Source organism: Mucilaginibacter frigoritolerans, assembly GCF_007830615.1.
Lineage (GTDB): Bacteria > Bacteroidota > Bacteroidia > Sphingobacteriales > Sphingobacteriaceae > Mucilaginibacter > Mucilaginibacter frigoritolerans.
The window spans coordinates 211,979-236,221 of sequence record NZ_VLLI01000010.1; the positions used below are offsets into that span (position 1 = coordinate 211,979).

Sequence of the window (24,243 nt, forward strand, 5' to 3'; positions counted from 1 at the left end):
AAGTGGTAAACTTATTGATAGTGGGCATATTATTTATTTGTATATAAATTTCACATCAAAGTTTCTTATTCCCCGTTTTTCATTTCCAAATCCTGAAATTGAGGTACTATAAACAAAAGGAATAAGCTTTATAACAAAATGCTGTTCTATAGCAACATTATCATAAGTGGCAGGATGCCATCCTCCTGCGCTCACTACTGCAGTAATAAAAGCAGCATCTAAATCCGGCTTTATTCCTTTAACAATTTTAGCGTCTACTATTTTCCCTGTTTTATCAACCGTAAAATCCAAAACAGGAACATCGTTACTTAACTGCTCTCTATATTTTTTTAATTTTTTCTCCATATATTTCCAAAAGTCATCTGATGCTTGTGCATCACGCATATGAACGAAGGTGTTTATCAATACATTATTACTATATTCTTCTTCTCTGAGTAATACATTATCTACGTTATTATAGACGTATTGCTTGCCAACAATGGTGTCGTTCAAAATTTCCCCTTCCATACGATGGCCTGCGTCGACACCGCGATAAACATATTTCTTGAATTTAATTCTAGGCCCTCCCTCAGTATACGTATATTCAGCAGTTTTTAAATTCCTAGCCTCATATTCAATAGTGGTTCCGGTTGGAGTACCGTTTTTGTAATAAGCTACTGTTTTAATATAGTTATTTGTATCGATCTGTCCTTCAAATTCAGTAGCTCCGGTACGGTCCTTTTTATAATAAACAAATTTTCCATCTTGAATTTTAAGCGTAGAATCCATGTAAGTCCCATGCATCAAAATAGTGTCACTCATATCATATTGATTTACCAGATAGGAAGAATCACCACTTAGTTTTTCAATCAGGATATAGGAAATCGCCTTTTTTTTATTGACAGAAAAACTGCCATTTTTAGTTATATAAACTTTTTGTACTTGGGCAAAAACAGGTAACGTTAAAACTGTATAAAAAAGAATAAATATGTATTTCATTGTGATAATTTAGATCGCAAATCTAATTTATTTCCCGGTATTAGCTTTTAGCACTCTTAAAAAGTTTCCCCCTAATATTTTATCAATATCATTTTCGGTATAGCCCAATTTTAAAAGCTCGGCAGTTATTTTGGGATAGTCAGTTACATCATCCATCTCCAATGGATATGATGGGGCGCCGTCAAAGTCTGATCCGATACCTACATGGTCAACGCCAATCAATTTGGCAATGTAGTCGATGTGTTTAATCAGCAGGCTCAATGGCGGACGGATCAGATCTGTTTCAGATTTATAAATGGTACAGAGTCTGTCGGCAGCTAAATCTTCATCATTGTAGATTTTGGTTAAGGAGTCAAGCTCGGTTTTATGCACCGTTAAAAAGTGATCATATTTCTTAAAGAAGCTGCTATCTACAAATCCACTGAAAAAGTTCACAAACACTACTCCCCCATTTTTGGCCAGTGCTTTCAGCTGAGCGTCCTTTAAGTTGCGTCTGAAGGGATTGATGCTATAGGCACAGCTATGCGAAGCAATAACGGGTTTGTTGGTGGTAGCCAGCACATCATAAAAAGTTTGCTCACCGGGGTGTGAGAGGTCAATCATTACCCCCAGATCATTCAGGTGATGTATTATTTGTTTGCCATAATCGGTAAGGCCAACATGTTTTAAACTATCGCGACGAGTGGTTTCATCTGTTGCTGAACTTGCCCATGAGGTACTGTTGTTCCAGGTGAGGGTTAGGTAACACATGCCGCGTTTATGCAGGCTGTCGATATAATCCATCCTATCCTCTATCATGTGGCCACCTTCAACGCCTATTAGCGCGGCCATTTTCTTTTCTTTTACCGCTTTCTCCAATTGTGCCGAATTACGCACCAGGGTGATCCTATCCGGGTAACGGGCAATAAGGGCATAAAGGGAATCTATTTCGCGGTTGGCAAATTTAAATGCGGTGCCTTTGCCATATTGCGGCCCGCACCAAATAGAAAAAACCTGTGCATCCAATCCCCCCTGTTTGGCACGTGCCAAATCGAGGTTACTTACATCCTTGGGCTGCAGCTTGCCAATATCAAAGCCTTGTATAATCTCATTTGATAATACATCGTTATGCGTATCAACCAAAATGGCCCGTTGGTGAATTTCTTCGGGTGTTTGGGCGATGGCTCTGGTTAATGATAGCAAGAGAATGGGGAGTAAGAGTTTTTTCATGGATGGAAGATAGGAAGAAAGGAATAGAAATGAAATATCCTTAAAAAAATTAAAAAACGGCTATCCGAAACCGTCATTACTTAAAACTTGAACGACTGATTTAAAAACGGATGTAAATATTGAATAATAGAACCTACTATAAAAACCCCGCCCAATATCATTATTATCGGACCTAATAGTTTGGCATTCCCATTATCAATAATAAATTTTTTATTATCGTTGGGGTCGTATATGATGTTAATACTTTCTCCTACTTTATAAGGACATGGCGAGCTACCTATGTCATAACGCTCCGTTACCCATTCATTTTCTTTTGTAGTAAACCTAATAATGGGATGGTAATATGCCATGTTGTCCGCAGTATCATAGCTACTTTCTATACTAAAGACTATACCTTCTGTTTTAATCCCTGTATTAATCAGATTTCTATATTCTGTAAGCTTATAATTGCCAAAAACAATCATTGCAATGCCAATCAGAATAAAGATAAGAAGGTCTATATTTTCATTTGTCATGATAAGATTTTGGAATAAATATAGATGAAAGTTCATCAACCCCCAAAATTGCACATGATTTTCGGAAGTCATCTAACCTACGTCTGTATTATCCCCACATTAAAGGCTTTTTCAATGGGTGCGTGATTGGCGGCTTCTATACCCATTGATATTACTTTACGGGTCTCCAGCGGATCAATAATACCATCAACCCAAAGCCTGGCCGAGGCATAGTATGGCGTAGTTTGGGCGTTATAGCGGTCGGTAGTTTGTTTTAATAGTTCGGCTTCTTTTGCGGCATCAACTTCTTCGCCTTTTGCTTTTAGTCCGGCGGCTTGGATCTGTACGAGGGTTTTAGCAGCCGATCCACCACCCATTACCGCTATTTTAGCTGAAGGCCAGGCATAAATCAACCTTGGGTCATATGCCTTGCCGCACATGGCGTAGTTACCTGCACCGTATGAGTTGCCCACCACAATGGTAAACTTAGGCACTACAGAATTGGCAACGGCATTAACCATTTTAGCACCATCTTTAATAATGCCGCCATGCTCTGCACGGCTGCCTACCATAAAGCCGGTAACATCCTGCAAAAACACCAGCGGAATTTTCTTCTGGTTACAGTTCATAATAAAGCGGGTAGCCTTATCGGCCGAGTCGGAGTAAATGACGCCACCAAACTGCATCTCACCTTTTTTTGATTTAATTACTTTACGTTCGTTGGCAACAATGCCCACAGCCCAACCGTCAATACGGCCAAGGCCACAAATAATGGATTGCCCATACCCTGCTTTATATTCTTCAAATTCGGAGTTATCCAGTAAACGCAGCAAAACCTCCATCATGTCATAGGCTTTCTCGCGGTTATCCGGTAATATACCGTAAATATCTTTTTCGTCTAATTTAGGGGGCGATGCTTTTATTCTATCGAAGCCAGCTTTGGGGAAATCGCCGACCATGCTCATAATGTTCCGGATGGAATCGAGGCATGCCTGATCATTGGGATGTTTATAATCTGTAACGCCTGATATTTCGCATTGGGTAGTGGCACCACCCAGGGTTTCATTATCTACATCCTCGCCTATGGCCGATTTAACGAGATATGATCCCGCCAGGAAAACTGATCCCGTACCTTCTACAATCATGGCCTCATCGCTCATAACAGGCAAATAAGCACCACCTGCCACGCACGAACCCATAATAGCTGCAATTTGAATAATGCCCATACTGCTCATGATGGCATTATTGCGGAAGATGCGTCCAAAATGTTCTTTATCGGGGAAAATTTCATCTTGCAAAGGCAAATAAACGCCTGCCGAATCAACCAGGTAAATAATAGGCAACCGGTTTTCCATGGCTATTTCCTGTGCCCTTAAGTTCTTTTTAGCCGTGATGGGGAACCACGCTCCTGCTTTAACGGTAGCATCATTAGCCACCACCACACATTGCCTTCCAGACACATAGCCAATACCGCATATTACTCCACCCGATGGGCAACCGCCATGTTCAGCGTACATTTCATCGCCTGCAAAAGCGCCCACTTCCAGCCAGGGTTTGTCTTTATCCAGCAGATAAGCAACACGCTCGCGGGCCAGCATTTTGCCTTTTTCTTTTTGTTTAGCAGCTGCTTTTTCGCCTCCACCAGTGTATATTTTTTTAAGCCTCGTTTTCAGCTCATAAACAAGCTGTTTATTAATGTCCTCGTTTTTATTAAACTCGATGTCCATAGGCTTATTTTAAGCAGCTGTTTTAAATGTTAGTCACCCGGCGATCCTTTCAATGGCAACACGGTTACTATTTTATCCTCTTCATCAAATAAAATATTTAATACCTCTGTTGGTGGTTTAGCGGTATCTCCGTGTCTTATATATCTTAGGTTTGTATATGCTTTTCCTGTAAATGTAACCTGTTTCTGGCTTTGATCCAGATCCCACATTTCATTTTTTATCTCGTCTTTTAATTTATCTAATTGCTCGTCTTTAACCCGCGAGGCAACTGTATGGGTTATGTACTTTCTTAAGCTATCAAAGTTACCGGCACAAATATCAGTTAAAAATAACCTGACCTTATTGTCAAGATAAGCAACTTCATCTCTCGACATAACAAGGGACCCCTTTTGTTTAAAAGGCGACCCTACAAATACCCTTATGGTATGGGTGGGCAGTACTCTTACGTTTTTTGATACAGGATGCCTATTAGATAAAACAACATATGACTGAATATCAGTTGAATCATTTCTCCATTGATCACTTCGCCTTAAATAGTCTTTTTCTGCAAGGTCAGAAGAATCCCGTAGGTTACCTTCAGTTTGGCTTTTCCCATATTTTGCGTTGATTTGAGTAACTAACTCATTATACTTTGCATAAAGCGTTTTTGTTTGCGATATGGCCATCACCGTATCGCTTTTATCTTCCCACTCGTAAAGAATATAACTTATTGTTGAGTCCTTTTTATAATAGAAATAATATACTAAAAGATCAGGAAGGTCATTTTGTTTTTTTCGTTTATAAATTATAGGCTGATAAACCTGCTCATTATTTAAATAGTGAGATTTATCTTTTAATAACACACTTTTATTTTTTACTTCTAAAGCTTTGAAAAAATTTATTTTTTTATTTTTTATATCTAAATTAATTTGGGCAAAGAGCAATATAGGGCAACTGAAAAAAAATAAAATTAAGAACAATTTTTTCATCCGCTAAATATAAAACATAATTCATGATGGACGGCGTTTGGCCGGCGATATCGATTTAACAATCGTTTGTCCTTTAAACGTGTTTTTAGCGGGTTTAAGTTTCAAAAATGCGTTATTATAAGCCGATAATAATAACTGACTAATATATTCCTCCGGAAAATCGGCTTTATCTTTGATCCTAATGTACCGGTAAAGACTGCCTTCGCCTATTAGTTTCTTTTGAGGATCAGCTATTTCTGATCCCCTGTTAAAACCAAAATTCACATGTTCGCTATAAACAGCAATGCTGCAAAAAACATCACCTGCCTTATCTGTTAACGACCAGCCAAAAGCCAAAGCATTGTAATTATCGTAAATAAGCTCGTTGGTTTCAGGATACAGGTCCCAAACAAATTCGCGCAGCCCTAATGCCGCTGCCTTAACATGATTAGGAAAAGGCAGCAAAAATTTAATTAAATCACTAGTGTCTTGTTTGCTCAATTTGTTACTTTGGCGAAAATTACTTTACATTGCAGTTGTATGCCGTATCTTAATTTTTAAAGTTAGCGTATAAACCATTAAGTGCGAATAATAATATGAGAAAAATTATTTCTAAATATTAAAATCCCCTTAATAATAATTTAGAGAATACATGAAGATAAGAACCCCTAAAACAATGGATGACCTCCTGATAAAAAAGAGGTACAATGTTTTGGAAGTAGGCGGTGGTAATCACCCGGACAAAAGAGCCCACGTTGTTGTTGACAAATATGTTGAAGACAACACCCACCGCTCGGGAAACTTAAGAGTTTTAAAAAATCAAAAATTTCTTCAAGCCGACGGTGAGCATTTACCATTTAAAGATCAGGAATTTGATTATGTGATTTGCAGGCATGTATTGGAGCATGTAGATGACCCAATTCAGTTTGTTAAAGAACAGGCTCGTGTAGCCAAACGCGGTTATATGGAAACCCCTTCCTTACTAGGCGAGTACATTGCCCCAAAAGAATCGCACAGGTGGCTTATTCAGGATATTGACAATAAACTGGTTTTATACGATAAGGAAGTAGTAGGCTTTAAACCCTGGATGGATTTTGGAGAAGCATTTTTATACTATTTGCCAAAAACATCCATCGCTTTTAAAATTTTAGAACGCACTCAAGCCCCTATCATCACCGTAAATTACGAATGGGAGGATGAAATAGAAATATTGATTAATCCACAGGATGAATACTATTTAAATCATTTTATTAAACCCTGGGATGAAAGCATGTGCGAAAAAATGATTTCAAAAAGAAGCTTCGGAAAGGAAGTTACGACCACCATTGGAGCTATGTTTGATATTATGGTATCGGTTACCAGGAACAAATTACTTGGCTCTGATTCATAAACTGACAAGAACATCAAAAAACATCAACTTATAAACCAACCTTAACCGGGTTGGTTTATTTTTTTAATGCCGATGCTGATTTAGCAATACTTTCACCGTTACCAAAAGCTGCCCCACATGCCGCATGGTATGCTCGGCCGAGTGTACATACAAGCCTATAACTGTTGAAGGTAGCTTGCCCCGCCCTACTTCCCGGTAAGCTGATAAATCATTCACATCTGTATTACTTAACTGATTTAGGGCATCATCTACCTGTTTATTAAACTGATTAACCAGCGAGGTAACTGTTATGTCGTCGTCGGTCAGTTTCCCTTCAGCAGCTAAGGCAATTAGTTGATCGCGGTTAAGCTGTTGGCCTTGGGCATAGGTAAAAAGCCTGTTAATAACCCCGGTAAGATGCTGTAAATGAAAGCCGGGAGATGCCATGCCCGCTACCTTTTCCCATAGCAAGTCGTTACGAAAATTGAACATCAATTCATTAATTTCTTCGCGGGCCTGCAACAGGGCATGCGCCACAGGCTGCACTAAGGCAGGCATATCACTTAACGGCCCACGAAGCCAAACTTCAGGCTTGCTGCTCATGCTTTATTTTTTAAACGAATCAAGCTTTGTCTTCACCTCATCATGATTCAGTGTTTGAGGCCGGTAGTAAACCTGTTTAACCCTATCGTGGGTATTATCTGTCCAAAGCCAGCTAGTCCATACCATAAACCAGGTCCATTGTGGTTGTACTTTCAATATTTCGGGTTTGGGTAGTTCGCCGGTTTCGGTAAGTGCTATAGGTTTACCATGGGCCACTTTTAATAATGCTTCGTAATCACTCTGTTCGTAATCAAAATGATAAACATCAGCACCTAAAACATCCACATAATTTGCACCCGGGTAATAATCCTGGTAAGCATAAGCCTCATCAAACGGAATATCCCTTAAGCCATTGGCTCCCCAAACCCAAATCAGGTTATTTAAATGGTGATAATTGGTGTATCTGTCGTACATCATTTTCCAAAGTTTCACTATGCCGTTTTCGCCTTTTTTGTTACCCCACCAAAACCAAACGCCGTTCATTTCGTGGTATGGGCGCCACAAAACGGGTACACCCGCATCCCTTAGTTGTTTTAAATATCCGGCAATAACATCTATCTGAGCCAGCCATTTTTTGTTAAGCTCAGTGCCTGGTGTAACCAATTCGTTCCAGTCGGCATCGCTCATTTTGGCAATTACGTTTTTGGAGAATTCATAAGGAGGATTGTCCGTTGGTTTGCCCTCGTGCCACATTAAGGTAACCAGGTAACCTTCTTGCCATTTTTTGGTGGCTTCGGCAACAATCTGGGGGCCAAGGTCTTTATCGCCCCAGTTAATAAAATCACTCCCCCAAACGGCTGGGTATTTCCCTGTAATGTTTTTAGCACTATCTGAAAACACATTCAGGTCACTATTATAATTTTGCTGACCAGACATAATGTATTTCCCTTTTATATCATACAGCAGCTTTAATGTTTTTTTAACGCCATCGCTGGCATCTGGGTTTACAGGAGCGTATGTTTGCGCCTTTGTTTTAAGGCCACAAAATATTATTATAAAAAATAAAAAAAATCTCTTTACTGGCATATTATTCGCTTTAAAATTCATTTATCTAACCGGGCAGTGAACTATGATCTCAAAATTAACAAAAATCTAACACCACGTTGTAGTACTTAATTTGCTAATAATTATTATCTTTAATCCGATTAACAACTATGACTAAACTCACACCGGTAAACAAATTTAGTGTTTACCTATTAATACTCTTGCTGCCTGCCTTTTTATTTACCCTTCAAAGCTGTAAAAAGAAACGATCAGAAATGGCCAATGTGTTGTTTAAAAAAACACACAATAAAGTTTTCAGAGATTTTGAACCTGATAGTTTTGCAGAAGTATTTAAACAAGTATTATCAGATACCACACTGAAGATTAAGCATAATGAATTTATACTTGATTATTATGCAAAGAATGAATACAAGCCCGGCTTTATACTCAACCACTTATTTAATGGCGACCTGAATACTGCCGATAATTATTTTGCGCGCGCCAATGAACATGGTCTGGATGCCGAATTATTTAAGGCTGCAGAGCTAAAAAACATGATCAATAAATTTACTGCCAAAAATGAAATCAAAACAGTAAACCAGGCCTATCATGATATGGCGCTGTTGGAATTAACGGCTGCCAGTTCCATTATCAACTACAGTAATGCTTTGCGATACGGGGTTATAAACCCTAAAGACATTTACCAGCGGTACTTTATGGCTACAAAAAAGCCTGATAGTTTAACAATGGTACAAGTTTTCCATATCCATGATATGAAAAATTACCTCGATAGCATACAACCTAAAGACCCACAATATATTGCTTTACAAAATGCTTTAAAGACTGGCTTTACTGCGGATGGAATAACACAGGAAGAAACCAAACGCATATTATTGGTAAACCTGGAGCGTTTACGCTGGAGAAATAAGCCTTATGAAACCAAGTATGTAATTGTAAACATTCCTGATTTTGGTTTAAATGTAATTGACAGCGGAAAATCTGTAACAAAAATGAAGGTGTGTGTGGGTCAGGGCCGTAATATGGCTAATGCCAACACGCTGATAGCTTATAATGACAGTTGTAAAATTGATAAGCCTAATGAGCATGAAACGCCTTTATTAAATAGTTTGATACACAGCGTTGAAGTTAACCCTGTATGGAATATACCAAGAAGCATAGCCAATAAAGAAATTATTGTTGAAGCTGCCAAGGATCGTTTTTACCTGGCAAACAAAAATATTAATGTTTATCAGAACGACAAACTGGTTAAAGATCCTGAGAATATTAACTGGGCAAAAGTAACCAAATACAATTCGGATTATGAGTTTAAGCAGGCGCCCGGGGATGCCAATTCATTAGGTAAAATAAAATTCCTTTTCAATAATAAAAGCAGTGTTTACCTGCACGATACGCCTGCAAAATCTGCTTTTTACAAAAAGATGCGGGCCGTTAGTCATGGCTGTGTACGCCTTGGCGATCCGAAAGGGCTTGCCTTAACGCTGTTTGGTGCCGGTAAAAAGTACGACCTGATCTCTAAAGATATGGATGCCAATAATCCAGACCCTACTGAGATTTACCTATCTAAAAAAGTACCGGTTTACATTACTTATATAACCTGCTGGGCCGATGAAAGTAACGTACTACAATTCAGACCAGATGTTTATGGCTTGGATATTGTTTTGTATGATCACCTTCTTAAAGATTTACCTGCTGCTTCAATTAATTAAACTTAGTGCTGCTTGTTTAAGTAGTTACAGCGAAGGGCAAAAAAAACCGGGAACCTGTTTAAAGCTCCCGGTTTTTTTGAAGTATAAATTATTGCTGTTGAAACAGACTAATAGTGATGTTTTAAGCTTATAAATTCGCGATGTAATTGTTAGCAGGATCATTGTAAACAAAGTTTGCTGCAAGATCCTGGTTAAGATATTTTGATGAATAGTTTTTGCTGATACCATTAATAAACATTACCGTTTTATCTTTAATGTTATCAATAACCAAATCGGCAACATCAGGAGAAACAGCCGGGCAGCCATAACTGCGACCCAGACGACCTTCTTCATCAATATTACCTTCGCCAACGTAATCAGCACCATGAACAACAATTGCACGGGCACGGGCATTGGTATTAAAACCGGCATCCAAACCATCCAATCTTAATGAACGGCCATTTTTGCCATAATAAACATCATCGGTTAAATAGAAGCCCAAACTGCTTTTGTGTGAGTTCATTTTATCAGAAAAGCGAGTAGCCATATCTTCACCACTTCCATGTCCGTGAGCTACCCATGTATTTAACACCAGGGTTTTATTTAAAATATCAATTATCCACATGCGTTTTTCGTGGCTTGATTTTGCCAGATCAACAACGGTAAGAATTGAACTGCTTGCTGGGATTTTATTTTTTCCCCTTAAATTAAGGTAACCTGTAATGGCTTTTTTAAACACCTCTACTTCCAGGCCCGATTCCTGCAAATGTGCAGATTCATAAATATTAGAGATATATTTTTCAAGAAATTCACCTGCGGTAAACGGTCTGTTAAAATGTGCAGTGTTGTGTCGTGATGCAGGTTTCCAGCTGATACCAGCTATTGAAAGTATTACTAAAATACAAACAAATCCCAAAAAATTTCTCTTCATTCCTTTACCTATGAGTTAAATCAATATTTTAATTAGAATTAGTTCTACGTAAAAAAAACAATTAGGTTTCTCTTTTTTACCACTATTTAATTCCGCGCAAAGCCAATAGAAAATATTCATTGAATTAAAATAATTAACCAATAATTATAGTTAGCAATTCCAGTTAATCAAAAATGAAAATTTATCAAATCATCAAGCTTAATTATGAATTAACTCATAAAAAGCTTTATTATTATTTAACCCACTTTATTTTTTCTTCTAAAGGGGTTGTACGCTTGCCTTCTGTTGCAATAACATCTGCGTGGCCAAGATATAAAACTCCGATGATAATATCATCAACATCAAACTGAAAAAAATCTCTGAACTCAGGTTTGTTAGCCATGCCGCCGGTGCTCCAGAAAGAAGCAATATTTAAAGCTGTTGCCCCAAGCAATATGTTTTGTACGGCACATGATACTGCTGCAATCTCTTCAAAAACAGGCAGTTTAGATAAGCCACTTCGTTTCATTGCAGCAATAATAACATGCGAAGCCATATCGCCCTGATGAACTAAATTATTATAGGTTGTTGCATTAAAATTATCGCCCATGCTGTTTTGTTTATACAGATCAGCATGTTGCTGGCAAAACTCAGTCGGGTTTTCAAAAACAATAAAACGCCATGGTTCAGTATAAGCATGGGTTGGTGCCCAATCTGCCAGCTCCAGTAAAGCTGCAATATGTCCATTTGGAATTTTGTTGCCGTTCATTGCAAATGCTTTTGTAGTGCGGCGGCTTTTAATTATTGATGAAATGGTTGAAAATGTAGTATCCATAGTTATAAAAAATAAAAATCCCGGTTCAAGAACCGGGATGCAAAAATAAGTTTATTATGCTGATTGAAAAATCAGCTAACTGACACATTAAAAAATTGACGGGTACTTATGTGGATCTGTTTCATTCATCATACTATACACTACTTCAATAACATCATCTACTGATGGTTTGGTAAAGTAATCACCATCAGAGCCATAAGGAGGCCTGTGTTCTTTGGCACTTAAGGTGCGGGGTTGCGCATCTAACGAATAATATCCTTTTTGCGCTTCTAATACTTTTTGCAAAATATAGGCAGATGCTGCTCCGGGTAAATCCTCATCAACAATTAAAAGCTTGTTGGTTTTCTTTAATGATTGTCCGCAAACATTATCTGTATCAAACGGATGCAATGTTTGAGGGTCAATCACTTCCATATGAATGCCCATGCTTTCCAGTTCTTTAGCCGCTTCCATTACTATGCGTAAAGTTGAGCCATAAGAAATTACGGTTAGGTCGGTACCTTCTTTCAAAATTTCGGCCTTGCCTAAAGGAACAGTAAATTCCCCTACGTTTGCAGGAAGTTTTTCTTTTAATCGGTAACCATTTAAACACTCTATTACCAAAGCAGGTTCATCTCCGCGTAGTAATACATTATACATACCGGCAGCCTGTGTCATATCGCGAGGAACACAAATATGCAAACCACGCATGGAGTTTAAGATAAGACCCAATGGCGAACCTGAATGCCAGATACCTTCTAACCGGTGACCGCGTGTACGTATAATAAGCGGGGCTTTTTGACCACCGTAGGTACGGTAGCTTAAGCTCGCCAAATCATCGCTGATCACGTTCATGGCGTATATTAAATAGTCGAGGTATTGAATTTCGGCAATGGGTTTTAAACCACGCATTGCCAGGCCCATACCCTGCCCTATAATAGTAGCTTCACGAATACCTGTATCGGTGATACGCAAATCGCCATATTTACTTTGTAAACCTGCAAAACCCTGGTTAACATCGCCAATAGCGCCCACATCTTCACCAAAGGCAACAATACTTTTATCGCGGCTAAAATTTGCATCAAAACAAGCGTTCAATACTTCACGGCCATCTATTAATTTAGCATCTTCGGCGTATTGAGCCTCAATAAGCTCCGTATTTAAAGGTGATTGTAGTGTACCACTAAATAATTTGGAATTGTACCGCTCTTTATTTCTATTATTTTCGTTGCCAAGCCAGCTGATCAACTCACCTCTTTGGTAAACGTCATCACGAACAGTAAGCCGTAATACTTTACGGATAGCACTAACCGTATCATTACGGCCAGGGTCGACAACATCGCGCAAGTTTGAAGCTATTGATAACAATTCATCCTGCCCGGGTACAACCTGTGCAAGATTTTCTATTAGCCTGGCAGCATCGTTTAACTCGCTCTTTATCCCTCTGCTAAGATCGTTCCATACCTGGCGCTGACAGTCGCGTACATATTTTTTAGCAGTAGCCTCAAGTTCATCCATTTCCGCTTCTGTAGCAATAGCTGATGCTATCATCCATTTACGCATCTGCAACAAACAGTCGTGCTCATCTTCCCAGGCCAAACGTTCCTTTGATTTATACCTTTCGTGTGATCCAGAGGTGGAATGCCCTTGCGGCTGGGTCATTTCAGTAACGTGTATCAGTACAGGTACATGCTCTTCGCGACAAACTTTTATAGCGCGTTCGTATGTTTCGCACAAAGCAGGGTAATCCCATCCGCGTACCTTAAAAATTTCGTAACCATTTGTACCGTTTTCACGCTGAAATCCTTTTAATATTTCAGATATATCTTCTTTAGTAGTTTGCAGTTTTGCAGGAACAGATATAGCATAGGCATCATCCCAAACAGAAATAGCCATGGGTACCTGTAGCACACCGGCAGCATTAAAGGCCTCAAAAAACAAGCCCTCGGAAGTTGACCCGTTTCCTATAGTTCCAAATGCAACTTCATTACCATTAACCGAAAATTGGTTCAAATATTCGAGTTCTTTATTTTGGCGATATAATTTTGAAGCATAGGCTAAGCCCAGTAAGCGCGGCATATGACCACCTGTAGTTGAAATATCCGAACTACAATTCATGCTTTCGGCCTGATTTGCCCAACTACCATCGGCATTAACATATCGCGTAGCATAATGGCAATTCATTTGACGGCCAGCCGATGCCGGGTCTTTCTCCACATCAGGATAAGCATATAGTTGTGCAAAAAACTCAAACAGATTGCTCATGCCTGTAGCAAACATAAAGGTTTGGTCGCGGTAGTATCCGGCACGCCAATCCCCTTTGCGAAATGCCTTGGCCATAGCCAGTTGTGCTACTTCCTTGCCATCTCCAAATATCCCAAATTTGGCCTTGCCCGTTAGTACTTCCCTCCTACCTATTAAACTTGCCTGGCGGCTCTCCACACCAATCCGGTAATCATTGATTACTAACTTTTTAAAATCATCAAAACTGAGCTCAGCCGTATTTAACTTATCTGTAGCGTTTATTGCAGTTTCGGGCATATAAAATTTTGTTTAGTCGGTAAAATTATAAAATTCTATTCTGTATTTAGGCATACTACTTATAAAACATCCAGTTTGTTTAATAGTTTTTTTATTGCAACAAACCTTTTATATTTGTCGTATACACAACCCAGAATATGAAAAAATTACTTTTAGTATGCGCAGTAATTTTAGGCTTCGCCTTCACTGCATCGGCACAAGATAACGAAAAAGCTGAATTTAAATTCAACGAAGAAAAACATGATTTTGGTAAAATTCCACAAGGAACTCCGGTAACTACTGTGTTTGAATTTACTAACATTGGAAAAGAACCGTTGATTTTAACAGAAGTTAAACCAACATGTGGCTGTACCATTGCTGATTACACCAAGACGCCGGTAAAAAGCGGCGAAAAAGGATTAATCAAAATTACTTACAATGCTGCCGTAGCTGCACCGTTTAACAAAACTATTGTTGTTACCTCAAATGCTAAAACTCCTCAAAAATATTTAAATATTGTGGGCGAGGTGATAGCAAAACCCGCAACAAGCAGTAGTAATTAAACAGACTTAAATTCTGTAGAATTCTAAGCTTATAAAAATCTTATCGAAAAAATTACATAAGGTACACTTTAGTGTACCTTTTTTGTTTTTATGGCATTGGTATCTTTTTACTAATTTTGCACATGCCAAAAATTTCGCACAAAGGGCAGCAGATGCCCGCCTCACCCATACGTAAATTAACGCCTTATGCTGATAGGGCCAAGCTTGATGGTAAAAAAGTTTACCATTTAAATATAGGTCAGCCGGATATTGAAACGCCGGAAGGAATGCTAAACGCCATTAAGAATATTGATTTTAAGGTGTGGGCCTATACCCCATCGGAAGGCACTTTATCATACCGCAAAAAGCTGACTGAATATTACAACAAAATAGGTTATAACATTAGTCCTGAAAATATTATTGTTACTACTGGCGGATCGGAAGCTATTACTATTTCTATGATGGCATGCCTTAATCCGGGAGATGAGGTAATTATTCCGGAACCATTTTATGCCAACTATAATGGTTTTGCCTGCCAAAGCGACATCGTTGTAAAACCCATTTTATCTTACATCGATAATGGATTTGCTCTTCCATCAATTGAAGAGTTTGAAAAGCTGATTACACCAAAAACCAAGGCCATCATCATTTGCAATCCGAACAACCCTACAGGTTATCTATATTCAAAAGAAGAGATGGAGGCATTAAAGGCACTGGTTTTAAAATATGATCTGTACCTATTTTCGGATGAAGCTTACCGTGAGTTTTGTTATGACGGACAATCATTTATATCTCCAATGCATTTAAGCGGACTGGATGAAAATGTGATTGTGATGGATACCGTAAGCAAGCGTTACAGTGCATGTGGTGCCAGACTAGGTTGCCTTATCACCAAAAACAAAGCTGTTTTAACTGCGGGCCTTAAATTTGCACAGGCCAGGCTTAGTGCAGGCATGGTTGAACAGATTGCCGGAGAAGCTGCTGTTGATACCCCTGATGAATACTTTGAAGCAGTTAATAAAGAATATACTTCACGCCGCAATACTATTGTAAATGCTTTAAATAAAATGGAAGGCGTTTATTGCCCTAATCCGGGTGGTGCATTTTATGTGGTGGCCAAACTACCTATTGACAATGCCGATAATTTTTGCCAATGGATGTTGGAGAGCTTTAGCCTGAACAATGAAACAGTAATGATGGCCCCTGCTACCGGCTTTTACAGTACACCCGGCGCAGGTGTTAACGAAGTGCGGATGGCTTATGTATTAAACAATAACGATATTGAAAAAGCAATGATTTGCCTGGATGAGGCCCTGAAAGTTTATCCGGGAAGAACGGTTAACAGTGAGGCAGTTGGCAGTTTTCAGTAACTCAATAGCAGTATATTAGTTTGCAGTTTTCAGCAGGCATCAGTAAATATTACTTTTAAGGCAGTAAACTTAATTGTATATTTGATGCCTTATCAAAAAACTGCTGATTGCAAACTGGCAAACTGCAAACTCAAAAATGGGGTCGACCGGAATTGACAGGATGGAGATAAGTAGGTAAGCATGCAGCGCGTTGGGTGAATTAGCGCTTTAATCTGAACGCTCAAACTTACAAATGGCGAAAATAACTACGCCTTAGCTGCTTAATTTAGAATTTAGCTAGCTTTTGTCCCGCCGGTTTTCCGTTTCATCGGATCGGCATCAGGGGCATCGAAAGATGAAACTGGTTTGCTTAAGGTGTGCATAGCGAACGAGATAAAGCACCTAAGGAAGACGGTATAGGTAAGCGACTGACCTTCCCCTTCCCTACAAATAAACAGAAGCTAAGCATGTAGAAAGCTTACCTTATACCATGTTTGGACGAGGGTTCGAATCCCTCCGGCTCCACAAACAACAAAACCCGCTAAATAGGCGGGTTTTGTTGTTTATTGTAGTTCCAAACTTCAGACAGCGGGTTGTGTGAGCCCCCCCCCTCCCGGCACCACTTAATTCGGTATAAAAACCAAATCAAATACTGCAAATCAAATCATTTCAGGCTTTTAGTTTTTTAGTCGAACGCTATTCGTGATCAATAACTGAGTCTGGTTGCTTTTTAACTACGCCTTTAAATTGTTTTTTTATAAAATCCGGATTACTGTTATTGAAGGTAGGGTTAGTGGAAAAAAAGCCAAAAGGCATCAACGAAAAACCCATATGATGTACAGGCATAACCGGCCATTCTTCGGGCCTTACTATATGCGTTATGCCGGCAACGTACCATATTACGATATCGTTGTTATCAATCGTCCTGTTTTTTGCGGTCCACTCGGGTAACCCATCGTAAACTTTATTGCTGGCAGGGTATTTTCCGGCGGGATAAATTTCATCATCATGGTATTGTGTAACCCAAACCTGGTGATTTAAAAAACCAGCCTTCTTTCGCAACAATGAACCCTCTGGTGAAAAGGTGTTTGCCTGCGCGCCCGGCATTAACATATAACCTACATGTTGACCATAATCATTCATTTCGTTATTATTCATGATATGCCAATTACGTGCAGATTCGTAATTCACAGACCGCTGTGCTTCTTTTTCAGTTTTAAACTTTGTGTGTTCTACATAAAATGCATTGCCATACGGATTTTGATCACCAACGGGAACAGGTTTACTGTTCATCTCCATTACACTATTGTTTTCGGAGCCATCAATGTCCATGTCTAACCTGAAAACAAAATAATGCTGATGATTAATTGCCTCAACATGCGGGCGTACAAGTGTACCAAATGAATTTCCCTGGTACGAGTAATCATCCTTATCCGGTTGATCCATTTCATTTGTCCGGTGCACACCCTTTACTTCAACAATCCCGGTTAGTTCAACATCAACATCAATGGTTCCGTCTTCTTTAAACCTCCAGGTAAATCCATAATCATAATTCTCAATCATGGTATAGTATTTAACAACCAGGTTAGTGGCCCTGCGGGATACAGTATCGTGACGCCATAATACACCGCCATTTTCTTCAAATATAGCAACTGCCCTATCCATCTGGAACGGAACACCATTTTCGGTATGCAAAATTGCAGGCATATATTGTGCGTTTTCCGGAGCATCCGCACCCGGACTCATCGAATGTGCTACACCTTGCCCCAGACGATATTCACCTGCATCAAAAAAATTATAGGCCGCCTGCAAAAGATCAGGTGATCCATAAGGAACAACCATTTCGGGCATGGAGCCTCTGTACATAACCGACCGCTCTTTTCCATTGTCTACGTAACGTACATCGTAAATAACAAGTCCTTCGCGGTTATCAACGCCATAGCGTAACTTCCAGTTTTGCCAGGTTATTTCATGTCCTTTTACCTCGAATGTATGCCCTTCTGGCTGGGTAATAATTAAAGGTTTTGGCGCTTTATTAATTTCTTTAACAGAATCCGGATTAAAATAATTCAGGTTCACCTTGTCGTAAAAACCATTGCTTTCATCTACTATTTTTAAAATTTTACCGGTCGTGAAATCTGTATAGGCCATTAAGCCTTCAATTACCATATTGCTTTTTTTATACCTGGCAAGTACTAATTGTTCCCTATGCCCTATAGGGGCAATTCCCATGTCGCCGGTAAAAATACTTTTATGTGTTACCGAATCAATCGAAATACCCCGTTTTTTTAAAGCGGCTATCCAATTTTTGTCTTTCCTCACAATGGCATCACATACCGAATCGGCATCCAGACCCATCCCAATAACATTAGGAATATTTTTAACAGACAATACTTTGTCCGCGTTTAAATCAACCACTGCTTCGGTAACTCCGTTTTTGCTGTAATCATAAAAACTGGTAAATGCCTCCCGCCTGAAAGCATTGCCCGGTTTATAGGCCAACACTTCTTTTTTTGGTGGCTCCTTTAAATTAATGATGTTAAAAATGTCGTTGCCTGTGATGGTTTTGCTGTCCTTTAATATCTGGACAACTTTTTTCATCTCATCCGCAGTAAGCGGATCTAATGGGTAATCAACAGCACTGGTTTGGGCTTGCGCTTGCCCCATGCAGAAAAGAAAAATCAAAATGGCACTTAGTAAAAGGGATCTCGTCATCGTTTCAATTGTATTAGGAAAAGGATTAATAATCATTTGATTCAGCTATCATTTTATTTTGTATAGTTGAGTTAAAAATTCGGCCACCGGCCTCATTATCTTTAGTTTAAAGCCATTAAAAAATAAGGCGTTCTCAAATATCATAAACCATTCATTTAAACTTCAATTAGTTACCCCTACATTAATACTACACCATATTCATTTGTAGGCCCATGAAGGTTTTTGTGCTTTTAACTCACTGTTTGCTGTTGCAACAAATGCATTCGCCCTTGTCCCACAAGAAACATGACACAGAAAGGAACACCCGGGCCAGCCGAAACAAACACCCACTAAAAATCAACAAGTTAAACCCGAACCTGGGCCAGGCTGGGACAAATGGGCCAAAAATTTGCAAATTTTGCTTTAAAACGCCCTAACTGGCGGGACAAAATCAGTTGAAGGACCGCCTGAATTCCAGGGGAGAAAGGTTGGTCTTTGTCTTAAACAAAGTACTGAAGGATTGGGGATGTTCAAAACCCAGCTCATAGGCCACCTCGCTGACGGATAAATTGGTGGTTGATAACTTTTCTTTCGCCTTGTCAATGAGTTTCAGGTGGATATGCTGCTGCGCATTTAACCCGGTAAGGGAACGAAGCATATCGCTTAAGTAGTGTGGCGAAAGGTGCAGCTGGTCTGCCAGGTATTGTACGGTTGGGATGCCCTTGTTTAGGGTAATATGGTTATTGAAGTATTCGTCCAGTATTTCCTCCAGCTTTTGCAGCAGATCATTATTAACCGCTTTGCGGGTAATAAACTGGCGCTTATAAAAGCGGTCGGCATAAGTTAGCAGCAACTCTATCTGTGAAATAATAACATCCTGGCTCAGCGCATCTATCCGGCTGTTCAATTCGGTATCAATCAGTTTGGCAATAGCAAGGACAGTTTCCTTTTCCTGATCAGATAAATGAAGCACCTCTGTCGCCGCGTACGAGAAAAAATTATATTGTTTGATTTTTTTGGCCAATGGATAATTGCGAAACAGATCCGGGTGAACAAACAGCGTGAAGCCGCTAAAATCCAGGTTTTGGTCACTTGTGCCCGTTAGCTGGTTCGGCGCCAGGAAAAACAGTCCGCCCTCGTCAAAATCATAATAATGCTGCCCGTATTTAAATTTCCCTTTCAGGTTGGGTTTATAGGAGATCTTGTAAAAAGACATCATAAACTGCTTGCAGGCAACGTTTGGCTTCCGTATTTTGCCATCCGTATTATAAACCAGGCTGATTAGCGGGTGCAGGGGCTTTGGCAGGCCCAGCACCCGGTGAAAATCGGACAAGGATTCAAATTTATACGGAGCCTCTGCTTCTTTTTTCATTTTACAAATGCTAATATAGGCATTCTGTTACCACGGAATGATGGCATTTTCCCAACTGGTAAAGGTCCCGTTCGGGCCATCCGGACCAAGCAGGCATACGCGGACCACCTCGCGCGAGCCATCTTCTACCGATTCCGTGCCCTCAAAACCATTCAGGGCGGTACTGGTAAAAGCCGGCGAAACCAAATTAATCTTAATGCCTGTCCCCTCCTGTTCAATCATCATAGCCAGCGTCATGGCGTTAAGCGCCGTTTTAGAAGCAGAATAAACCGGACCAAAGAAAGCACGGTACGGAAAAGCAGGGTCGGCATTCGATGCCAGCGAGCCCACACCGCTCGAAACATTAACAATACGGGCATCCAATGATTTTTGCAGCAGCGGCAGCATGGCCTGATAAACAGCCAGCACACCAAAAACATTGGTTTCCCATACGGCACGCACCTCATCAAGCGATGCATTGCTGGCCCTGCTTATCTTGGCATACTCCTGTAGTGAGAGATTTCCTTTGCGCGTATTGGAAATAGCGGCGTTATTCACCAGCAGATCAAGACGGCCAAATTCCTTTTTAATGCGCTCCGCCGCGGCGGTAATGGATGCCTGGTCAGTTACATCTAGCTGGATGGCTACGGCACCCGGACCTATCTCTTTAGCGGCGGTTTCACCTTTTCCAAAATCACGTGAACCTAGCAATACCGTTACCCCATTTGCTACCAATTCTTTTGCGACCTGAAGGCCGACTCCCTGATTAGCCCCAGTAACCAGGGCAATGCGTTTGTGTTGAGTTTCCATAACACAAAGGTGGGGCACCGTTAACGGCGATTTATAATCTAATTGCGGATTTTTGTAAGCTAATTGGAGTAGTGGCTCAAGTGCATTGGCGGAAGGCTGGTTTTGGTTTGGAATAGCTTGCTGGAGGATTAGATAATTAACTATTGTTTATGGTTTTGTAAAATACAGGCATTGTCGTACGAAATTTGAAGGCCGGGGAATTGTTATTAACAATTGTTTATTTACCAACAGTATATAAAAGAGCTCATACTTTTTCAATAAATTGCAAATCTCCATTTTGTTATTAGACCAATGCAAGAAATTGATAAATTAATTAGTGCTTTATATTTAGCAAAATCAGATAATCGGGAAGGTATGCTATCTGATTTAATTCTGAATGTTTTGTATACTTTTTCTGAACCTTTAAATTGTGATGAAATTATTGAATTTATCAAAATGGGGTTTCATTTGGAGCCAATAAAATTCGAAGTCCATAATAGACTAGAGAATCTTATTGAAAATAAAGAATTAAAGGTAATTGATAACAAATATATATTAAGCGAAGTCTCAAAACAAAAACTATATTCAATAACCCTCAAAGCAAAAGAGGAGTCCAATAAAAGACTTTCTCTTTTTATAATAATAGTAAACGAGATATTCGACGATAATTTACTGAATGAAGAAATTAAGGAATTATGGGATGTATTTAATGACTATTTATTAGAATGTTTTATGGTTTTCGGTAGAAAAGCCATAGATATATTTCTGCCATATAAAACTGATAAAATTTCCGAAAACGACGACATACACAAAATTGCAATTAACAAGTTAAGCTCTGATAAATTAAAACAAATTTTTAAAGTCTTAGTTGTTGAATATCCAGAACGATTGTCAGATTTAGAACTACGCTATTTGTCAACGTTAACTTCAAGAGCAGAAAAATTTTATTCTTTAGGTATAGAGCAATCAGAATATGATAAGATTAAAAACCTTAAGATAAAAGATTTAGTAATATTATTAGATACAAACGTACTCTATTCTATTTTAAATTTACATGTCCACCCCGAAAAAGCTGCAATAATTGAATTAATTAAACTCTCAAAAGAAAAATTGATTGATTTAAGATTAGTTTATTTATCAAAAACATATTCTGAACTTCAACAAGCAAAATCATGGTTAGAATCAATTATTTCTAGGGAAAACTTCAAGCATGGTCAAGTTAAAGCTATGTTAGCATCTGACCACTTGGAGCCATTTGCTAGACAATATTATGAAGCTAAACTTCTTAATTCTGACACACCTCATCCAACTGAAAGTCTTAAATACGCATCAGATGTATTAAGGTCAAAGGGCATTAGTCTGTACAATGAAAAGTTCAATCAAATAACTGATAATGAACAATATTTAAATGAAAAAATAGCCGAATATTATGATTTTCAAAGGTATTTTAACAATCTAAATGAAGAGCGTGGTTATGACTTGAGATTAAATAAGAGCGATAAAAAGATAGAGCATGATATTTTTTTACGTGAGGCTGTAGGTATCTTAAAAACCAAGTTTAACAAAGAGGATGAATTTAATTTTGTTTGTTTGACTTTGGATAACAGTTTGGTTCACTTTGACCAACATGTTAAAAGAAAAGAAAATGCAGGTTTACACAAATCCATTAATCCCAGTTTTACATTTCCATCAACTTTGCTAAAACAGATTAGACCATTTATACCTATAATTACTCACAATTATCGAAAAGCTTTCATTACTTCACTTACTGCTCCGTCATTTGAATATGTAAATAATGCTGACTCAATTGCAGTACAAAAATCAATGGCATATTTTAAATCTATGGGAATTGAAGATGAAGAGGTAATATTCAATTGCATTAAAAAGGAATTATTTTTAAAGGATTTTGAGATTGAGGAAAAAAAGGATAAAGCTGAAGAATATATTAAATCAGAATTGGCGAAAGAAATTGATTTAATGAAAGCAGATATAAGTAAATTATCAGAAGTAATTAAACAAAAAGAACAAGATGAAATAACAATTCTTACTGCAAAGGAGGAAGAACAAGCAGAATTGATTGCATTATCTGAAAACGAAAAAAATGAAATCCTAAAAATCAAAACAAAAGAAGTCAATGATTTAAACAATGACTTAAGCGAACGCGATAAGTTTATCGATAAACTTGGAGTTAGAATGGAGATTTTGGAGCAAATCAATCAAAAAACCACATCAGTTTTGGCATTTGAAGCTGCAAAAAATAAATGGCTTATCGAAAAAAATGAATATGTAGCCAATGCTTGGCAAAAGCAATTAATTGAATTAAGAAAAAGTGGTCGATACTTTTTGAGAGTGTTTATATTTACCTTCTTTCCAATTTTACTCGCAATAATTATTAAAGTAGCTGGAGATAAGTTTATAAAACAAATAGAATCAAATGGTATTAGTCAATGGTATTTGTGGGGTGGCTTGGGCGTGATTCAACTTATTGAACTTTTTTTAAGGACATATATTATTGATAAGGAAAAAGTTAAAAATGGAGAAAAATGGATATTTAATTCGTTTAATAAAAATAGCAGTGATTTAATAGCCACTAAAAAGAAGTCAATAGAAGATATATTTATTAAAACTCATAAGGAACCTCAATTACAAGACTTTATAACAACTAATGAGACCATTGTTTTAGAACCCACATTAAAAGGTCAAGCCTAAATATAACGTTGGCAATCCCGCCGGTCGAGATGTCCAGCCTGGACACACAACCATTTAAGCGTGTCGCTTAAATCAATCAAAATTTAGAAGGGTTTTCTGCATTCGCACTGCTATATATATATTCGATACACTTACAACTAAGAAACTATACACCTTGCTTTTTATTTAAGCGGAACGCTTAAACAGGCGTATATCCAGGCGGCACGTGGCTGTTGCACAACGAAGCGAATATTTTTTGACAATATTATGTTAAGATATTGATTTTTAGTATCTTAATAACATGCAAGGCAAGAAACAATATCAAGAAAAGCTCTTTACCAATTTCCAGTTGTCTGACCGTGTCCCATCGGACAATATTTACAGAAAGTTAAAAGAGGTATTAGACCTTCAGTTTTTATACACAGCTACAGCTAAGTATTATGGTAAGGATGGGCAAAAGAGCATCGACCCGATTGTATTTTTCAAGTTATTACTGGTTGGCTATTTAGAAAACCAGCCGAGCGACAGGCGGATTGTTCATATGGCTTCTATGCGCCTTGATATCCTTT

20 protein-coding genes and 1 other RNA gene are annotated in these 24,243 nt (G+C 38.6%); 7 read left to right on the forward strand and 14 right to left on the reverse strand.

What is annotated here, in order from left to right:
- Positions 1 to 33: 33 nt before the first annotated feature.
- The 6 genes from JN11_RS17220 to JN11_RS17245 all read right to left on the reverse strand — a co-directional run bounded on the left by JN11_RS17220 (position 34) and on the right by JN11_RS17245 (position 5,856).
- On the reverse strand, positions 34 to 978 hold the full coding sequence (locus JN11_RS17220) for an energy transducer TonB (protein ID WP_144914536.1): 945 nt from the start codon (positions 976 to 978) through the stop codon (positions 34 to 36).
- Between the two features lie 27 nt (positions 979 to 1,005).
- Positions 1,006 to 2,187 (reverse strand): dipeptidase, encoded by a 1,182-nt coding sequence (locus tag JN11_RS17225; RefSeq protein WP_144914538.1) that lies wholly within the window; start codon positions 2,185 to 2,187, stop codon positions 1,006 to 1,008.
- A gap of 80 nt (positions 2,188 to 2,267) precedes the next feature.
- Positions 2,268 to 2,702, reverse strand: coding sequence for a DUF3592 domain-containing protein (locus JN11_RS17230; protein ID WP_170227784.1), 435 nt, complete (start codon positions 2,700 to 2,702; stop codon positions 2,268 to 2,270).
- Between the two features lie 77 nt (positions 2,703 to 2,779).
- The gene (locus tag JN11_RS17235) at positions 2,780 to 4,408 is read right to left on the reverse strand and encodes an acyl-CoA carboxylase subunit beta (protein ID WP_144914541.1); all 1,629 of its coding nucleotides are present in this window, start codon (positions 4,406 to 4,408) and stop codon (positions 2,780 to 2,782) included.
- A gap of 29 nt (positions 4,409 to 4,437) precedes the next feature.
- Positions 4,438 to 5,250 carry a hypothetical protein gene (locus JN11_RS17240; protein WP_144914543.1) on the reverse strand — a complete coding sequence of 271 codons (813 nt, stop codon included), beginning with the start codon at positions 5,248 to 5,250 and terminating at the stop codon, positions 4,438 to 4,440.
- A 147-nt stretch (positions 5,251 to 5,397) separates the two neighbouring features.
- Positions 5,398 to 5,856, reverse strand: coding sequence for a DUF1801 domain-containing protein (locus tag JN11_RS17245; RefSeq protein WP_144914544.1), 459 nt, complete (start codon positions 5,854 to 5,856; stop codon positions 5,398 to 5,400).
- A gap of 151 nt (positions 5,857 to 6,007) precedes the next feature.
- Here JN11_RS17245 and JN11_RS17250 point away from each other — a divergent pair, with 151 nt between their 5' ends.
- Positions 6,008 to 6,745, forward strand: coding sequence for a class I SAM-dependent methyltransferase (locus tag JN11_RS17250; RefSeq protein WP_144914546.1), 738 nt, complete (start codon positions 6,008 to 6,010; stop codon positions 6,743 to 6,745).
- Between the two features lie 63 nt (positions 6,746 to 6,808).
- On the opposite strand, the gene JN11_RS17255 is transcribed toward JN11_RS17250, so the two are convergent.
- The gene (locus JN11_RS17255) at positions 6,809 to 7,327 is read right to left on the reverse strand and encodes a DinB family protein (RefSeq protein WP_144914548.1); all 519 of its coding nucleotides are present in this window, start codon (positions 7,325 to 7,327) and stop codon (positions 6,809 to 6,811) included.
- A 3-nt stretch (positions 7,328 to 7,330) separates the two neighbouring features.
- On the reverse strand, positions 7,331 to 8,353 hold the full coding sequence (locus JN11_RS17260) for a glycosyl hydrolase (RefSeq protein ID WP_170227785.1): 1,023 nt from the start codon (positions 8,351 to 8,353) through the stop codon (positions 7,331 to 7,333).
- A 128-nt stretch (positions 8,354 to 8,481) separates the two neighbouring features.
- Between JN11_RS17260 and JN11_RS17265 the strand changes: the two genes are divergently transcribed.
- Positions 8,482 to 10,038, forward strand: coding sequence for a L,D-transpeptidase family protein (locus JN11_RS17265; RefSeq protein WP_144914551.1), 1,557 nt, complete (start codon positions 8,482 to 8,484; stop codon positions 10,036 to 10,038).
- Positions 10,039 to 10,165: 127 nt separating this feature from the next.
- Here JN11_RS17265 and JN11_RS17270 read toward each other — a convergent pair whose 3' ends face one another.
- The 3 genes from JN11_RS17270 to JN11_RS17280 form a co-directional block, all read right to left on the reverse strand.
- The gene (locus JN11_RS17270; protein ID WP_144914552.1) at positions 10,166 to 10,948 is read right to left on the reverse strand and encodes a murein L,D-transpeptidase catalytic domain family protein; all 783 of its coding nucleotides are present in this window, start codon (positions 10,946 to 10,948) and stop codon (positions 10,166 to 10,168) included.
- 232 nt (positions 10,949 to 11,180) lie between these two features.
- Positions 11,181 to 11,762 (reverse strand): nitroreductase family protein, encoded by a 582-nt coding sequence (locus JN11_RS17275; RefSeq protein WP_144914554.1) that lies wholly within the window; start codon positions 11,760 to 11,762, stop codon positions 11,181 to 11,183.
- Positions 11,763 to 11,849: 87 nt separating this feature from the next.
- Positions 11,850 to 14,282: an alpha-ketoacid dehydrogenase subunit alpha/beta gene (locus JN11_RS17280; protein WP_144914555.1), complete on the reverse strand. Its 2,433-nt coding sequence runs from the start codon at positions 14,280 to 14,282 to the stop codon at positions 11,850 to 11,852.
- 137 nt (positions 14,283 to 14,419) lie between these two features.
- Here JN11_RS17280 and JN11_RS17285 point away from each other — a divergent pair, with 137 nt between their 5' ends.
- The 3 genes from JN11_RS17285 to ssrA all read left to right on the forward strand — a co-directional run bounded on the left by JN11_RS17285 (position 14,420) and on the right by ssrA (position 16,680).
- On the forward strand, positions 14,420 to 14,824 hold the full coding sequence (locus tag JN11_RS17285) for a DUF1573 domain-containing protein (protein ID WP_144914557.1): 405 nt from the start codon (positions 14,420 to 14,422) through the stop codon (positions 14,822 to 14,824).
- 122 nt (positions 14,825 to 14,946) lie between these two features.
- Positions 14,947 to 16,173, forward strand: a complete 1,227-nt coding sequence (locus JN11_RS17290) for a pyridoxal phosphate-dependent aminotransferase (RefSeq protein ID WP_144914559.1) — start codon at positions 14,947 to 14,949, stop codon at positions 16,171 to 16,173.
- Positions 16,174 to 16,311: 138 nt separating this feature from the next.
- Positions 16,312 to 16,680, forward strand: a transfer-messenger RNA (tmRNA) gene (ssrA, locus tag JN11_RS17295).
- Positions 16,681 to 16,848: 168 nt separating this feature from the next.
- Here ssrA and JN11_RS17300 read toward each other — a convergent pair.
- The 3 genes from JN11_RS17300 to JN11_RS17310 form a co-directional block, all read right to left on the reverse strand.
- Positions 16,849 to 18,867, reverse strand: a complete 2,019-nt coding sequence (locus JN11_RS17300; protein WP_170227786.1) for a primary-amine oxidase — start codon at positions 18,865 to 18,867, stop codon at positions 16,849 to 16,851.
- Positions 18,868 to 19,297: 430 nt separating this feature from the next.
- Positions 19,298 to 20,218, reverse strand: a complete 921-nt coding sequence (locus JN11_RS17305; RefSeq protein ID WP_144914562.1) for a helix-turn-helix domain-containing protein — start codon at positions 20,216 to 20,218, stop codon at positions 19,298 to 19,300.
- A gap of 27 nt (positions 20,219 to 20,245) precedes the next feature.
- A complete protein-coding gene (locus JN11_RS17310; RefSeq protein ID WP_144914563.1) occupies positions 20,246 to 21,007 on the reverse strand; it encodes an SDR family NAD(P)-dependent oxidoreductase in 762 nt (253 codons plus the stop codon).
- 291 nt (positions 21,008 to 21,298) lie between these two features.
- Here JN11_RS17310 and JN11_RS17315 point away from each other — a divergent pair, with 291 nt between their 5' ends.
- Complete coding sequence (locus JN11_RS17315) at positions 21,299 to 23,695, forward strand: hypothetical protein (protein WP_144914565.1); 2,397 nt, start codon at positions 21,299 to 21,301, stop codon at positions 23,693 to 23,695.
- Positions 23,696 to 23,975: 280 nt separating this feature from the next.
- A partial coding sequence (locus JN11_RS17320; RefSeq protein WP_144911323.1) for a transposase occupies positions 23,976 to 24,243 on the forward strand: 268 nt, incomplete at its 3' end.